The organism is Pseudomonas sp. AA-38 (assembly GCF_029457475.1).
Classification (GTDB): Bacteria; Pseudomonadota; Gammaproteobacteria; order Pseudomonadales; family Pseudomonadaceae; genus Aquipseudomonas.
In genome coordinates, this window is record NZ_CP120359.1 from 197198 (window position 1) to 211729 (window position 14532).

Below are 14532 nucleotides of genomic sequence, written 5' to 3' on the forward strand. Positions count from 1 at the left end.
ACAAGACGGCTTTTCGCAGTTGCCATGCCGCGCAGAGGCTTGCGTGGCGCACCGGCATCTCGTCAGGCCACGGCCATACAGACGTTGTCACGAGGACCTGATCATGGGATTCGCCAAGAACTATCTGCTTTCCAGCCTGCTGCTGATCGGTAGTACCGCCACCGGTGTGGCGCATGCTGCCAACTGGACCGGCTACACCTATTCCGCCGTTTCCACCACTGCCGCCGTGCAGGGCATGGAGCGGATTTCCCAGCGTATCGACAAGGAAACCGATGGCGACCTGTCGATCACCCTGCACCTGGGCAAGACTCTGCAGATTTCCTCCACCGACATCACCCAGGCTGCCGGTGATGGCATCGTCGATTTTGCCGCCGACCTGTTCTTCTCCGGCAACGTGCAGATCGCGCGCATCCTCAACCTGCCCATGCTGATCAACAACGAAGAGGAGTGGGACAAGGCCTACAAGATCATGCAGCCCTACCTCAAGGCAGGTTTCGCCAAGCAGGGCGTGACCTACCTGGGCAGCTATCGCTACCCGCAGCAGACTCTGTTCACCCGCTTCGAGATGCACGCGCTGAGCGATCTGGCCGGGCGCAAGATTCGCGTCACTTCGCCGGAGCAGGGGGCCTTCGTCGAGGCTTTCGGCGGCTCGGCGATCACCCTGACCGGCACCGATGTGCCCAGCGCCCTGGAGCGTGGCGTGATCGATGGCGTGCTGACCGCCAGCGCCGGTGGGGCGAAGAACTGGCATGAGTTCCTGCCGAACAACTACCGTCTGCCGGTCAACTACGCCTTCAGCGCGCTGATCGCCAACCGGGACTCCTACGAGGATCTGTCCGACGCCACCCGCGAGAAACTCGATGCCATCGTCAGCGACGAGATCGTCAAGATCGACCAGGGCTTCGTCGAGGACGAAGCGCTGCAGAAGCAGAGCCAGGCCAAGGCCGGTATGAAGATCGTCGAGGTCGATGCCGCGACCATCGCCGCCGCTCAGCAGAAGCTGGCGCCGTTCTGGCATGAATGGGCGAAAGGTGCCGGTGCCGATTACGAGAAAATCCTCGGCGAAGTGCTGCAAGCCCTCGGTAAGTAACGCCTGGAGCGAACGATGAGCGAAGTTCATCTGCATGCTGGTCAGCCGATATCGGCTGGCCGCGTATTCGACGGCGTGGCGACGATGGTGCGCTGCATCACCGGGCTGGCGCTGGTACTGCTGGTACTGCTGGTGTGCGCGGAGATCGTGGCGCGCTTCTTCTTCAACCATTCGCTGAAGGTCGTGGAAGAGCTGGCGGGTTACCTCGTCGTCGGCCTCACGTTGTTCGGTGCCAGCCTCAGCTTGCGTAGCAACAGCCTGTTCCAGGTCGGTTTTGTCCTGCATGCGCTGTCGGCCGGGCTGCAACGCCTGTTCAACCTGTGTTTCCAGCTAGTCTCGCTGGGCGTCTGCGGCGTGCTGATCTGGCAGACCTTCAAGCTGGTCATGAGCTCCTACGCCCGCGGCAACGTGGCGCCCACCACGCTGATGACTCCGCTGTGGCTACCGCAGTTGCTGGTACCGCTGGGCCTGCTGATGATCGCTCTGTTCATCGTCGAGCACCTGATCGTCACGTTGCGCGGCGGGAGGGTCGACTGATGGATGCTGCCATCGCTTTCATCGTGCTGCTGGTGTTGATCATCGGTGGCCTGTGGGTGCAGTTCGCGGTCGGTGCCGCGGCGCTGGTCTATCTCTTTCTGTTCAAGGGTGTCGCTGGCTGGAAGGCCCTCGGCCTGGTCAGTTGGGGCTCGGCCAACAGCTTCACCCTGGCAGCCATTCCGCTGTTCATCTTCATGGCCGAGATACTCCTGGCCAGCGGTCTCAGCGGGCGTCTGTACAACGGCATTGCGCCCTTCGTGAAGCGTCTGCCTGGCGGCCTGCTGCATACCAATATCGTCGGCAGCGGGGTGTTCGCTGCCGTGGCCGGCGGCAGCGCGCCGACGGCGGCGGCGATGTCCACCGTGGCCCTGCCGGCGCTGTCGGCACGTGGCTACAACCGGCGCCTGGTGGCGGGTTCGCTGGCGGCTGGCGGCACCTTGGGGATCCTCATTCCGCCGTCGATCACCATGATCATCTACGCCACCTTCACCGAAACCTCGATCGCCAAGCTGTTCGCGGCGGGCCTGGTGCCGGGCATTCTGCTGGGCGCCTGCTACAGCCTGCTGATCATGGCGCGGGCCATCGCCAACCCGAACCTGGTGCCGCGCGACACGCAAAAGCGCGAGTGGCGCGACTACCTGCATGCCTTGGGCGACGTGTTTCCCTTCGGCCTGCTGATCATGATGATCCTGGGCAGCATCTACAGCGGGATGGCGACACCGACCGAAGCCGGTGCCCTGGGCGTGGTCGGCGCCATGCTGATCGCCGCGCTCTACCGGCGCCTGAACCTGGCGATGCTGAGCGAGGCGCTGTCGCGCACCCTGCTGATGAGCGGCAACGTGCTGTTCATCGTGTTCATCTCGATGATCTTCGCCTATGCCACTGCGCTGTCCGGTGTGGGTGAGCAACTGGTCGACTGGGTGTCCCATGCCGGGCTGTCCAAGCTGGGTCTGCTGCTGATCCTGATGCTGGTGTTCGCCATCCTCGGCTGCTTCATGGAAGGCCTGGGGATGATCGCCATCATCGTGCCGGTGATCTTCCCCACCCTGATGGCCATGGGCGTGGATCCGATCTGGTTCGGCATCTTCGTGGTGGTGCTGGTCGAGCTGGGTCAGTTGACCCCGCCGCTGGGGGTGATTCTCTTCGTGGTGGCCGGCTCGGACTCCGAGACCAAGGTGGAGGACGTGGTGATGGGCGTGCTGCCGTTCTTCGGCATCATCCTGGCCTTCCTGCTGCTGCTCATCGGGGTGCCCGATATCGCCCTGTGGCTGCCCAATCTGACCGCCGGAGGTTGAACCATGGCATTTCCCCATCCCGACCCGTTGTTGATCGAGGCCGAGGTATTCACCCAATTGCCCGCATCGTTGCGCCGCCCGGGTGCGCAATCCTACTGGGCGGACAAGAACCGCCGCGGTGCGCCGGTGGACAGCTTTATCGAGGGGCCGTCCTTCGATCTGCAGGGCAACCTGTGGTTCGTTGACATCCCCTTCGGGCGCATCTTCCGTGCTTCGCCCGGCGGCGAGGTGGAGCTGATGGCCGAATACGACGGCCAGCCCAACGGCCTGAAGATCGATGCCCAGGGGCGCATCTTCATCGCCGACTTCCGCAACGGCATCATGACCCTCGACCCGGCCAGCGGTAAGGTCGAGACCGTCCTCGGTGATGCCGATACCGAAGGCTTCAAGGGCTGCAACGATCTGCACTTCGGCCCGGACGGCGCGCTGTATTTCACCGACCAGGGACAGACCGGCCTGCAGGATCCCAGTGGCCGTGTCTATCGCTGGTACCCGGACAGCGGCCGCCTGGATTGCCTGATCGACAAGGTGCCGAGCCCCAACGGCCTGGTGCTGGATACGGCCGGCCATACCCTGTACGTCGCGGTGACCCGCGCCAATGCGGTCTGGCGGTTGCCGCTCGCGCAGAGCCAGCGGGTGGTCAAGGCCGGGCTGTTCCTGCAATTTTCCGGCGGGCGTGCAGGCCCCGACGGCCTGGCGTTGACCCGTGACAACGGCGTGGTGGTCTGTCAGACCGGCATGGGTCTGGTGTGGGTGCATGATGCTCTCGGTATTCCGATTGCCGTGGTGCGCTCGCCCAAGGGGCTGGGCACCACCAACTGCGCCTTCGGCGGGCCGGACGGACGCACGTTGTATATCACCGAGTCCGATTCCGGTTCGATTCTGCGCGCCGAGCTGCCGGTGGCGGGGCATCCGATGGCCTCGGGCTGGGGCCAGCGCTAGCTAAGCGCGCGAGCCGAGGCGTGGCCGTATTGGTACTGATCTACGCGCAACTCGCTGCAAGGCTGGCGCATCGGGTTGCCGGGGCTCGATAATGCCCGGCAAACCGATAAATCGCCTGTCGCTGAGGAATACCCGATGATCAAAACACGCCCCCGCCCGGCCGTCAGTGGCGTCGCGTCGGCCGACCGCGTTCTGACCGTATTGACGGCATTCAAAGTGGGTGATGTTTCCCTGGGGCTGGCCGAGTTGGCCGAGCGTACCGGCCTGAACAAGAGCACCATCATGCGCCTGACGGTGTCGCTGGAAACCTTCGGCCTGATCAATCGCATGGCTGACGGGCGCTACCAGCTCGCCAGCGAGGTGATGCGCCTGAATGCCGTCTACCAGGATGCCCTCGACCTGGAACGCCACGTCATGCCCGTGTTGCAGGCGCTCACCGACGAAACCGGTGAAACCGCCTCCCTCTATGTACGTCATGGCGCTTATCGCCTATGCCAGTATCGGGTCAATTCACCGCATCGTCTGCGTCTGCACCTGCAGCCGGGTGACATGCGGCCGATGGACAACGCCGCTGGCGCCCAGGCCTTGCGCACCAGCATCGACAAAGCGCTCAGCCTCAGCGAGCCGTTCTACTCCAGTGGGGTCACCGACCCCCATGCAGCAGCCATGGCGCTGCCGATCTTCGGTGCGGGTGATGAAATGGTCGGGGCGCTGATGATCTCCGGGCCAGCCAGCCGGCTCACCGCCGAGCGTGCCGGTATTCTTCGCGAGGTGTTCTGCAAGGCTGCTGCCGGCCTGGCCCGCAGCCTGGGCTGCAAGGCCGAGTTCCCCTGGGGCTGAAGGCCTGCAGAACTGTGACGGAGCGCCAGTCTTCCTGACCGGGCGCAGCTCATGAGTCGTCGCTAACGTACCCAAGGCGTTTGCCGGGTTCCCGCCTTCCAGGGAGAGGGGCCGGCCAACGCATGCGCATGATCATTTATAGAAACGGCATTTCTTTTTGATGGTCTGTATCCATTCTGGGGCTGGCCTGTTATCGCTAATTCTCCTCCTGATGCAGGGATATTCCTTGCTTGAGGCCGTATGTCAGATTTTCTGAATTGCGTATTTTTGAAACGATGTTTCTTTATGGTAGTCTTTCAGCAGTTCCGGCCAGGGTAGCCCTGCCGTTGGTGAACATAAAAGAACAAGGTACGCACCATGAATCGAAGCATCCTGGTCACAGGCCCGGCGCTTTCGCCATCTGCCATGGCATTCGCCGCCGAACAGGGCGTCAAGGTCATCCCGACCCGGCCCTACGCGCCGCTCGACGAACTCCTCGCCATCATCGCCGCCGAAAAACCCGGCGCGGCCATCGTCCGTCAGGGCAAGTTCGGTCGTGAGCTGATCGAGGCCGCGCCCGATCTGAAGATCATCGCCAAGCATGGCGTGGGTTACGACACCATCGACATCCAGGCTGCTGCCGAGCGCAATATTCCGGTGACCATCGCATTGGGGGCCAACGCCCAGTCGGTGGCCGAGCATGCCTTCGCGCTGATGTTCGCCGTGGCCCGTCAGGTGGCCTGGCTGGACGGGCGCATGCGTGCGGGGCACTGGGACAAGGCCACCGCCAAGGGCGTGGAGCTGTCCGGCAAGACCTTGGGTCTGGTCGGTCTGGGCTCGATTGGCGGGATCCTGCTCGATCTGGTCGCGCCGCTGAAGATGCAGGTGCGTATCTTCGATCCCTACCTGAAAAATCTGCCCGAGCGCGATAATGTCAGCCGCGAGAGCGACTTCCAGCGCCTGCTCGAAGAGTGCGACGTGATCAGCCTGCACTGCCCGCTGACCGCCGATAACCGCCACCTCATCGGCGCCGAGCAGCTCAAGCTGATGAAATCCGAGAGCATCCTGGTCAACACGGCGCGTGGTGAGCTGATCGACAGCCAGGCGCTGGCCGCCGCGCTGCGTGCCGGCGAGATCGGTGGGGCTGGCCTGGATACCTTCGAGCAGGAGCCGCCAGCAGCCGACAGCGAGCTGTGGTCGCTGGACAACCTGGTGGCCACGCCGCATGTGGGGGCCAACACGCAGGCGTCGCAGGATCGCGTAGGCCTGCTGGCGGTGCAGCAGATCGTCGCCCACTGGGCCGGCGAAACGCTGGAGCCGCGCTGCGTGGTCAACCGCCACCTGCTGCCAGGGGCCTGAGCGGCGCTGCGGGCCGTTGACACGAGCCGGCCTGAGCTGGCTCGCTAGCGCCCCGAACGGATACCTGGCTTCACACTGAGCGCCGCATGCGTGCGGTGTTCGCTATTCCCACAATAAAAACAAGGGAAAGCTCATGAAAACGTTGCTTGCGAAGGTTGCACTTCGCCATGGCCTTCTGGCTGCCACTGCCCTGCTGATGTCGCTGCTGCTGCCCATGGCGCAGGCGGCGGACTATCCGAGCCGGGCCATTTCGCTGATCGTGCCCTACGGCGCGGGTGGTACCACGGATATTTCCGCCCGGCGTCTGGCGGCTCTGGCCGAGCCGCTGCTGGGCCAGCCGGTGGTGGTGGAAAACCGCCCCGGTGGCGGTGGCATCAATGCCATGCGCGCGCTGGCGGCGGCCAAGCCTGATGGCTACGCACTGATCGCCACCACCTCGTCGCCGCTGTTCGTGACCCCGGCGCTGCGCCCGGTCGGCTATGACCCGATTGCCGATTTCGTCTCGCTGATGAATTACTCCGGCCCCTATCACGGTGTGCTGGTGCGGGCCGACAGTCCCTATCACTCGCTGGATGAGCTGATCCGCGCGGCAGCTTCCGGCAAGCGCCTGACCTACGGTACGGCGGGGGCGCTGAGTGGCCCGCGCCTGACCTTCACTGCGCTGGCGCGCAAGGCCCAGGCGGATCTGCAGCACGTGCCCTTCAGCAGTGCTTCCAGTGCCACCGCGGCGCTGCTCGGCGGGCATATCGACATCGCTCTGGTACCGGCTTACCGCGATATGGTCAGGAGCGAGCGCCTGCGTCTGCTGGGTGTGCTCGACGATAGTCGCGACCCGGATTTCCCGCAGATTCCGACCCTGACCGAGGCCGGCTATGCCATCGAATTTCCCTCCATCGTTGGCTTGATGGTGCCGCGTGGTGTGCCGCCCGAGCGCGTCGAGCGTCTGCGCGCGGCGTTCGCCGAAGCGGCGGCGTCGGAATCCTTCGCCCGTGACATGGACAAGCTCAGCCAGCCGGTACGGATCATGTCCGGCGCGCAGATGGATGAGGTGATCGAGCGCAATCTGCTGGTCTACCGCAACCTGGCCGAGGAGCTGAAACGATGAGTGCCAAGCTATCCGGCGGTGCGTCCGCCAAACCCTGCCGTTTCGGCCAGCAGAGCCTGGCTACCCTGGTCATTCTGCTGCTGGCGCTGGCCGGTTTGCTGGCCCTGCAGAGCCAGGTGCTGGTGTTCGACTTCGGCGACAGTGGCCCGGATGCGCGGTTCTTCCCACGGTTGATTCTCGCCCTGCTGGTGCTGGTCACCGGCCTGCGCCTGTGGTTGCGGCGCGCAGACCTCGAAGAGGCGCCGGGCGCGGTGCTGGACTGGGGGCGTGTGCTGCTGATTGGCCTGCTGATCGCCGTTGCCGTGCTGCTCATGGATGCGCTGGGCTTTCTGCTCTGTGCGACGGCGGTCGGTGTGCTGCTGGCCTGGGTGCTGGGTGAGCGGCGGCTGCTGTTTGGCCTGCTGCTGCCGTTGGCGGTTGCCGTGCTGGTCGCTTTCGGTGCGCGCTACGCGCTGAACATTCCTCTTCCCTGACTGGCGGAGCCTGCCATGCTTCTCGAAGCCTTTTATGCATTGTTCGACATCTGGGTGCTGGTCGCGGCTGTCTGCGGTGTGGTCGTCGGCATCATCATCGGCGCCATTCCGGGCCTTGGCCCGACCATGGCCATCGCCCTGCTGATTCCGGTGACCTTCGGCATGTCGCCGGTTCCGGCGATCATCCTGTTACTGGGGGTTTACCAGGGCGCGATCTTCGGCGGTTCGATCTCCGCCATTCTGCTCGGCGTGCCGGGTACGCCTTCATCGGCTGCAACCGTGATCGACGGATACCCCATGGCGCGACAGGGGCGAGCGGGGGAAGCGCTGCGCGTGGCGCTGTATGCCAGCGTGTTCGGCAACCTGTTCAGTTGTGTGGTGCTGGTTCTGCTGGCACAGCCGCTGGCCGCCTTCGCCCTGGACTTCGGCCCGGCGCAGATGGCTGCGCTGATGTTCTTCGCGCTGTCGATCATCGTCCTCTTCGGCGGTGGTTCCCGGCTCGATTCGGCGATCATGGTGCTGGTCGGCATCGCCGCCGGCGTCGTCGGTCTCGATCCCATCGAGGGCCTGCCGCGCTTCACCTTCGGCAGCTTCTCGGCCGAGGATGGCCTGCAGTTGATTCCGGTGCTGATCGGCCTGTTCGCCATGTCCGAAGTGCTGCAACAGGTCTTCGACCGCCGTCGTGGCGAGCTGCCGCAGGCCGATCCGGTGGCGGTGGATGGCGGCAAGGTGGGCTTTCTGGCCATGTGGCGGATGCGCAGTACGCTGCTGCTGTCGTCGCTGATCGGCACCTTCGTCGGCATCCTGCCGGGCATCGGCTCCACCGTGCCGGCCTTCGTCAGCTACAACCTGGCGCGCTCGCGCTCGTCACGCAAGGATGCTTTCGGCAAGGGTGAAGCGGAAGGTGTGGCTGCGCCGGAAGCGGCCAACAACGCCGTGACCGGCGGGGCGCTGGTGCCGACCCTGGCACTGGGCATTCCCGGTGATGCGGTGACCGCCGTGATCCTTGGCGCCTTCATGTTGCAGGGCCTGACCCCCGGGCCGTTCCTGTTCCGTGACCACGGCGTGGAGATCTACGCGATCTTCCTGGCGCTGATCCTGCTGTCGATCCCCTGCGTGATCTTTGGCCTGGCCATGTTCCGTGGCGCGGTGCACGTGATCCGCATTCAGGCGCGCCACCTCTATCCGCTGATCGCCATTCTCGCCCTGTTCGGCGCCTATTCGGTGAACAACAACCTGTTCGACGTTGGCGTCATGCTCGCCGCGGGTGGTGTCGGCTTCGCCCTGCGCCGTGCCGGTTTCCCGCTGCCGCCGCTGTTGATCGGCCTGATTCTCGGGCAGCCGCTGGAGCAGAGCCTGCGCCAGGCATTGTTGGCCGGTGGCGGCAGTGCCGACATCTTCCTCAACTCGCCCATCGTCCTGGCACTGCTCGGGGTGACCCTGCTGTGCATGCTCGGGGCGGCCTGGCAGCACCTGCGCCAGGCGCGTCGCGGAGTCTGATCATGCGCCTGCCAGCCGTAGCACCGATGTGCGATTGCCATATCCATGTGTTCTCGCCGACTCGTGCCTATGCCGAGGCCAGCTATCAGCCGCCGCGCAAGAGCATCGAGGCGTTCCGCCAGGAGGCGCAGGTCGATGGCATGCGCCGTGCGGTGCTGGTGCAGGCATCGATCGATGGCAGTGACAACGGCCATCTGCTCGAGGTGCTGCGCAATACCACGGATATCGAGCTGCGCGGCGTGGCGATGATCGACGAGCACAGCCAGAACCTCGCTGATCTGGCCGCCGCCGGTGTGCGCGCAATCCGCATTCAGGATCGCACTCGCCTCGGTATCAACGACCTGCCGCGCCTGCCGGCCCTGGCCGCGCGGGCGGCCGAGCAGGACTGGCATGTCGAGCTGAATACCGAGCCGCAGCGTTACGCGGCGCTGCAGGCTCGGCTCGGTGAACTGCCGGCAGGGCAGGCGTTGGTGCTCGATCACTTCGGCCAGATCGCTCCCGGCAGTGCCGAGGATCTCGCCGGCCTGAGCCGTCTGCTCGACAGCGGGCGGGTGTGGGTCAAGCTGGCGCCGACCCGAGTCAGTCGTCGGCCTGGCCTTTATGACGACCTCGCCGCGCCGCTGCGCCATCTGCTCACGCACTACCTCGAACGCTGCCTCTGGGGTAGCGACTGGCCGCATGTGATGACGGCCGAGCCGTTGCCGCAGTCGGCGGACATGCTGGCGTTCCTGCAGCGCGAGCTGAATAGCCGTCAGTTGCAGGCCTGTCTGGTGGACAACCCGGCTCGGCTATACCGTTTCTAGACTTTAAATAATGGAACGATGTTTTCATTTATATGGTTTGGTGGCCTGGGGCTGGCTGGTTGGGCTGTGGGTTGCCTTCATCGCGATTCTGCTGTTTTTTCGGGATAAAGCATTTCATTCCGCATGATCTGTGTGCTTTGCACAGGTTTCCCTGTGGGCGCGACTGCAATGAAACTGAAATGTCGTTATTGAAATGTCATTTCTATATGTTAGGCTTCAGCCTATTCGCGGCAGGCCCGATCTGCCCCTGGTGAAATAGAACAACAAGGTTCGCACCATGAGTCGAAGCATCTCCCTGGCGGGCGCCTGGCTGCAGCCTTGCCCGCTGTCCATTGGCGCTGCTGCGCCGAGCTATCAGCCCCACTCCTCATGCGTCTGCTGCCTTGCGCCGCAGCCTGCGCCTGCCGCTGCCCGGCTGGCGCCTGTCTCCTGCTGTTTGACGATCTGACCGGCCTGCCTGCCGGTCGTCAGAACGGCGCGCCCGGGTTTTGCCGGGGCGCCTTTGCATAGAGAAAAAGGGCCAAGGCAGTAGTTGCCACGGCTATCAGGAAGCCCCAACGAGGATCGTCCCCATGATCGGCAAAATCACAAGAAAGCTAACCGCCAGTGCCCTGTTTGCCCTGGCCATGTCGACTCTCCCGGCTCATGCGGATGACTATCCGCAGGGCAATATCGATTTCATCGTGCCGTTCCCGCCAGGTGGCGGCACCGACATCTCCGCGCGTCAGCTGACCCAGCAGATCGGCGAAAGCACCGGCTGGACCTTCGTAGTCGAGAACCGTCCCGGCGCCGGCGGCAACATCGGCCTGGCGCAGTTGGCCCGGGCCAAGGCCGATGGCCTCAGCCTGGCCATCGGCCAGACCTCCAACCTGGCGGTCAACCCCAGCCTGTACAAGGACATTCCCTACGACCCGCTGAAGGACTTCCGCCAGATCGCGGTGATCTCCACCCAGCCGATGGTCATCGTTACCCGCAGTGATTCGCCGATCAAGGATCTGCCCAGCTTCCTCGCCGATGCCAAGGCCGAGCCGGGTAGCCTGCTGTTCGGCACGCCGGGCTCGGGCACCGTGGCTCACCTGTCGCTGGAGCTGCTGCAGAGCAAGGCCGGCATCGAGCTGACCCACGTGCCGTACCCGGGCATCGCCCAGGCCATCAGTGACGTGATGGGGGGCGTGGTCGACATCTACATCGGCAGCATGCCCAGCGTCCTGCCGCATATCCGCGCCGGCTCGCTGCGTCCACTGGCCGTTACCTCGGCGCAGCGCAGCCCGATCCTGGCGAACGTGCCGACCGTGGCCGAAAGCGGTTTCGCCGGTTTCGAGACCGCCGACTGGAAGGCCGTGGTCGGCCCGGCAGGGCTCTCCGACGAGCGCGTCGCTCAGCTCAACAAGGTGATCAACGAAGCCCTGAGTTCGGACAAGGTGCGTCAGGCCATGGAAGCCGAGGGCAGCACCGTGCTCAACGAAGACAGCGCCTACTTCACCAACCTGCTGACCCAGGAGATCGAGCGCTGGCACGACGTGATCAAGGTCTCCGGCGCCACTGTCAACTAAGGCTGCAGTTGCCGGGCGCAGCGTGTATCGCGCCCGGCCTGCCGAGGAATTCGCAATGTCACAGCGTAACTATCAGGACGCGATCAGCGGCCTGCTGATTGCGGGGTTCGGCGTGGTGGTCGCGCTGTACGCGGTCAACCACTACAACATCGGCAGCATCCAGCGTATGGGGCCGGGCATGTTCCCGGTCGCCATGGGTACCGCTTTGGCTGTGCTCGGCGCGCTGCTGGCCCTGTTCGCCTGGTGGCGTCCGGGCCTGCGTGAGGGCATGCCGGTACAGTGGCGCCCGGCGCTGCTGGTGCTCGGTGCCATCGGTTTCTTCGCCGTGGTGGTCACCTTCTCCGGGCTGATCCCGGCCGTGCTCGGCGTGGTGCTGATCTCCGCCATGGCCGACCGCAAGACTCGCGCGAAGCAGGCGTTGTTGCTCGCCGCCGCGCTGGCGCTGCTCGCCTACCTGATCTTCCAGCTCGCGCTGGATATGAATTTCGACCTGTTCTGAGGGGTGCCGGCATGTCCTTCGCTGACAATCTGCTGATCGGCATGGAGACCGCCTTCTCCTGGTACAACCTGTTCTACTGCTTCGTCGGGGTGTTCATGGGCACCTTGCTCGGGGTCATCCCGGGCATCGGTGTGCTGGCGGCCATCTCCATGCTGTTCCCGATGACCTTCCACCTGGAGCCTACCGCCGCGCTGATCATGCTCGCCGGTATCTGGTACGGCACCAGCTACGGCGGTAGCACCGCGTCGATCCTGCTCAACGTGCCGGGCACCCCGTCCAGTGCGGTGACCTGCCTGGACGGCTACCCAATGGCCCAGCAAGGTCGCGGCGGCGTGGCGTTGTTGATGACCACCGTGGCGTCGTTCTTCGGTGGTTCGTTCGGCATCATCCTGCTGATGAGCCTGGCCTCGACCATCAGCCACTACGCCCTGAGCTTCTCCTCGGCGGAGTATTTCGCGCTGATGCTGCTGGGCCTGGTGGCGGCCTCGAACATTTCCGGCGGCTCGCTGCTCAAGGGCCTGATCATGGTGGCTTTCGGCATCCTCTTCGGCACCGTTGGCAGCGATATCTACACCGGCACACGGCGCTTCGACTTCGGCGTGCTCGACCTGGCCGACGGCATCAACCTGGTGGCGCTGGCCATGGGGTTGTTCGGCGTCGCCGAGGTGATCGCCAGCATCGGCAAGGTCGATGGTGGTCAGGTCGACCGCCGCTCATTGCGCCTGGCGGCGATGAAGCCCAGCCGTGACGACCTCAAGCGCTCCTGGTGGCCGATGCTGCGTGGCTCCAGCATCGGTTCGTTCTTCGGCACCCTGCCAGGCACCGGCCCGTCCATCGCGGCATTTCTCGCCTATGCCACCGAGCGTCGTCTGGCGCGCGAGCCGGAGCGTTTCGGCAAGGGCGCTATCGAAGGCATCGTCGCCCCGGAATCGGCCAACAACGCCGCTGACCAGACCGCTTTCATTCCCACCCTGGCGCTGGGCATTCCCGGCAGTGCGACCATGGCGCTGATGCTCGGTGCCTTGATGATCCACGGCATTGCCCCCGGCCCACAGTTGATGGCCGAGCAGCCCTCGCTGTTCTGGGGCCTGGTGATCAGCTTCTGGATTGGCAACCTGCTGCTGGTGATCCTCAACGTGCCACTGATCGGCCTGTGGGTGCGCCTGCTGATGGTGCCGTACCACCTGCTGTTCCCGGCGGTGCTGATGTTCGTCTGCATCGGCACCTACAGCGTCAATCACAGCGCCTTCGACGTGCTGGTGGTGACCCTGTTCGGCGCCTTCGGTTACGCCATGCGTGTGCTCGGTTTCCCCGCTGCGCCGCTGCTGCTGGGCTTCGTGCTCGGGCCGATGATGGAGGAGCATTTCCGCCGCGCCATGCTGTTGTCGCGTGGGGATTTCATGACCTTCGTCGAGCGGCCGATCAGCGCGACCGTGCTGGCCTTCACCGTGCTGGTGCTGCTGCTGGGCTTGCGCCCGCTGCTCTCGGCCTGGCGCAAGCCGAAGCCGGTCTGAGTCGCGCGTTGCCAGTGCCCTGAGCTTTGCGCGGGTTCAGGGCCTGGCCGGTTTGCCAGTCGCCTTCACGACGACTGCCGGCTGTACATCCGGCACTCGGCCAGCAGCGCCAGCAGGTTCGGGTCGCGCTCGCGCGCCTTGAGGAACACCACGCCGATATGCTGCTGCAGGTGGTACTTGGCCTGCAGCGGGATGAGCTTCACCCGGTTCTCGTACACCGCCGCCACCCGCCCCGGCAGCAGGGCATAGCCGACACCGGAGCTGACCATGCTGAGCAGGGTGAAGATGTCCTTGACCTGCATCGCCACCTTGGGCTCGAAGCCGGCCTGCTGGAACACCCGCTCGCCGTCACGGAAGGTGGCGTAGCCCTGAGTCAGGGTGATGAAGGTGTCGTTGCGCAGCTCGGCCAGATCCACCTCGGCGTGATCGGCGAAGGGCGAGTCGTTCGGTGCGGCGAGGAAGATGTCATCGGAGAACAGCGCCAGTTGCTCGCAGTCCGGGTCGCTGACGCCGTCGTCGAGGGCGATGAGGATGGCGTCCAGCTCCATGTTCTTCAGCTTGTACAGCAGGTCGACGTTGGAGCCGAGCACCAGGTCGATATTCAGCTCGCTGCGCCGTAGCTTGAGGCCCATGATCAGTTGCGGCACGGTCTTCACCGTCAGCGAATAGAGCGCGCCGAGCTTGAAGCGCTCGGCGCCGAAGCCCGCCGCCTGGCGGGTCAGGCGCACCATCTCCTGGGCATCCTGAATCAGCCGCTGGGCTTTCTCCTCCAGCACGTAGGCGCTTTCCAGCGGGATCAGGTTGCGCCCCTCGTGCTTGAACAGCGGGCAGCGCAGCGCGCTCTCCAGCGAGTGGATGGCGCGGTGCACGCTGACATTGCTGGTCTGCAGCTCGCTGGCCGCGCGCGCCAGATTGCCGCTGCGCATGAAGGCGAGAAAGACCTCCAGCTTCTTCAGGGTCAGTTCTTCATCGATCAGCATGGGCCTGTCCTATTCCAGCGATGGCCGATTGTGCCGCATTCGATGATCCATGCGGGGGGATTC

Annotated in this window: 14 protein-coding genes; 13 read left to right on the forward strand and 1 reads right to left on the reverse strand. The window is 64.6% G+C overall.

Annotation, left to right across the window (positions count from 1 at the left end):
• Nucleotides 1–103: 103 nt before the first annotated feature.
• From dctP to PVE35_RS00970, 13 genes are all read left to right on the forward strand, one after another.
• The gene (gene dctP, locus PVE35_RS00910; protein ID WP_268180432.1) at nt 104–1090 is read left to right on the forward strand and encodes a TRAP transporter substrate-binding protein DctP; all 987 of its coding nucleotides are present in this window, start codon (nt 104–106) and stop codon (nt 1088–1090) included.
• A 15-nt stretch (nt 1091–1105) separates the two neighbouring features.
• Entirely contained in the window at nt 1106–1627 is a 522-nt protein-coding gene (locus PVE35_RS00915) for a TRAP transporter small permease (RefSeq protein WP_268180434.1), read from the forward strand.
• On the forward strand, nt 1627–2922 hold the full coding sequence (locus tag PVE35_RS00920; RefSeq protein WP_268180436.1) for a TRAP transporter large permease: 1296 nt from the start codon (nt 1627–1629) through the stop codon (nt 2920–2922). Before PVE35_RS00915 ends, PVE35_RS00920 begins: the two co-directional genes overlap by 1 nt.
• Nucleotides 2923–2925: 3 nt before the next feature.
• A complete protein-coding gene (locus PVE35_RS00925) occupies nt 2926–3864 on the forward strand; it encodes an SMP-30/gluconolactonase/LRE family protein (RefSeq protein WP_268180438.1) in 939 nt (312 codons plus the stop codon).
• 135 nt (nt 3865–3999) lie between these two features.
• A complete protein-coding gene (locus tag PVE35_RS00930) occupies nt 4000–4704 on the forward strand; it encodes a helix-turn-helix domain-containing protein (RefSeq protein ID WP_268180439.1) in 705 nt (234 codons plus the stop codon).
• Between the two features lie 357 nt (nt 4705–5061).
• Nucleotides 5062–6042: a hydroxyacid dehydrogenase gene (locus PVE35_RS00935; RefSeq protein WP_277373478.1), complete on the forward strand. Its 981-nt coding sequence runs from the start codon at nt 5062–5064 to the stop codon at nt 6040–6042.
• 133 nt (nt 6043–6175) lie between these two features.
• Nucleotides 6176–7147, forward strand: coding sequence for a tripartite tricarboxylate transporter substrate binding protein (locus PVE35_RS00940; protein ID WP_277373479.1), 972 nt, complete (start codon nt 6176–6178; stop codon nt 7145–7147).
• Complete coding sequence (locus PVE35_RS00945) at nt 7144–7620, forward strand: tripartite tricarboxylate transporter TctB family protein (protein ID WP_277373480.1); 477 nt, start codon at nt 7144–7146, stop codon at nt 7618–7620. The genes PVE35_RS00940 and PVE35_RS00945 overlap by 4 nt, the downstream gene beginning before the upstream one ends.
• A 15-nt stretch (nt 7621–7635) precedes the next feature.
• On the forward strand, nt 7636–9120 hold the full coding sequence (locus PVE35_RS00950) for a tripartite tricarboxylate transporter permease (RefSeq protein ID WP_268180447.1): 1485 nt from the start codon (nt 7636–7638) through the stop codon (nt 9118–9120).
• Nucleotides 9121–9122: 2 nt separating this feature from the next.
• On the forward strand, nt 9123–9923 hold the full coding sequence (locus tag PVE35_RS00955) for an amidohydrolase family protein (protein ID WP_277373481.1): 801 nt from the start codon (nt 9123–9125) through the stop codon (nt 9921–9923).
• 572 nt (nt 9924–10495) lie between these two features.
• Nucleotides 10496–11476 carry a tripartite tricarboxylate transporter substrate binding protein gene (locus PVE35_RS00960; RefSeq protein ID WP_277373482.1) on the forward strand — a complete coding sequence of 327 codons (981 nt, stop codon included), beginning with the start codon at nt 10496–10498 and terminating at the stop codon, nt 11474–11476.
• A 55-nt stretch (nt 11477–11531) separates the two neighbouring features.
• Nucleotides 11532–11975, forward strand: coding sequence for a tripartite tricarboxylate transporter TctB family protein (locus PVE35_RS00965; RefSeq protein WP_268180453.1), 444 nt, complete (start codon nt 11532–11534; stop codon nt 11973–11975).
• A gap of 11 nt (nt 11976–11986) precedes the next feature.
• Nucleotides 11987–13489 carry a tripartite tricarboxylate transporter permease gene (locus PVE35_RS00970; protein WP_268180455.1) on the forward strand — a complete coding sequence of 501 codons (1503 nt, stop codon included), beginning with the start codon at nt 11987–11989 and terminating at the stop codon, nt 13487–13489.
• 65 nt (nt 13490–13554) lie between these two features.
• Here PVE35_RS00970 and PVE35_RS00975 read toward each other — a convergent pair whose 3' ends face one another.
• Nucleotides 13555–14469, reverse strand: a complete 915-nt coding sequence (locus PVE35_RS00975) for a LysR substrate-binding domain-containing protein (protein WP_277373483.1) — start codon at nt 14467–14469, stop codon at nt 13555–13557.
• Between the last annotated feature and the right edge of the window lie 63 nt (nt 14470–14532).

Coding starts and splice junctions, on each gene's coding strand:
- PVE35_RS00955 (WP_277373481.1), top strand. CDS start 9,123: ATGCGCCTGCCAGCCGTAGCACCGATGTGCGATTGCCATATCCATGTG.
- PVE35_RS00940 (WP_277373479.1), top strand. CDS start 6,176: ATGAAAACGTTGCTTGCGAAGGTTGCACTTCGCCATGGCCTTCTGGCT.
- PVE35_RS00965 (WP_268180453.1), top strand. CDS start 11,532: ATGTCACAGCGTAACTATCAGGACGCGATCAGCGGCCTGCTGATTGCG.
- dctP (WP_268180432.1), top strand. CDS start 104: ATGGGATTCGCCAAGAACTATCTGCTTTCCAGCCTGCTGCTGATCGGT.
- PVE35_RS00950 (WP_268180447.1), top strand. CDS start 7,636: ATGCTTCTCGAAGCCTTTTATGCATTGTTCGACATCTGGGTGCTGGTC.
- PVE35_RS00945 (WP_277373480.1), top strand. CDS start 7,144: ATGAGTGCCAAGCTATCCGGCGGTGCGTCCGCCAAACCCTGCCGTTTC.
- PVE35_RS00935 (WP_277373478.1), top strand. CDS start 5,062: ATGAATCGAAGCATCCTGGTCACAGGCCCGGCGCTTTCGCCATCTGCC.
- PVE35_RS00975 (WP_277373483.1), bottom strand. CDS start 14,469: ATGCTGATCGATGAAGAACTGACCCTGAAGAAGCTGGAGGTCTTTCTC.
- PVE35_RS00930 (WP_268180439.1), top strand. CDS start 4,000: ATGATCAAAACACGCCCCCGCCCGGCCGTCAGTGGCGTCGCGTCGGCC.
- PVE35_RS00920 (WP_268180436.1), top strand. CDS start 1,627: ATGGATGCTGCCATCGCTTTCATCGTGCTGCTGGTGTTGATCATCGGT.
- PVE35_RS00960 (WP_277373482.1), top strand. CDS start 10,496: ATGATCGGCAAAATCACAAGAAAGCTAACCGCCAGTGCCCTGTTTGCC.
- PVE35_RS00970 (WP_268180455.1), top strand. CDS start 11,987: ATGTCCTTCGCTGACAATCTGCTGATCGGCATGGAGACCGCCTTCTCC.
- PVE35_RS00915 (WP_268180434.1), top strand. CDS start 1,106: ATGAGCGAAGTTCATCTGCATGCTGGTCAGCCGATATCGGCTGGCCGC.
- PVE35_RS00925 (WP_268180438.1), top strand. CDS start 2,926: ATGGCATTTCCCCATCCCGACCCGTTGTTGATCGAGGCCGAGGTATTC.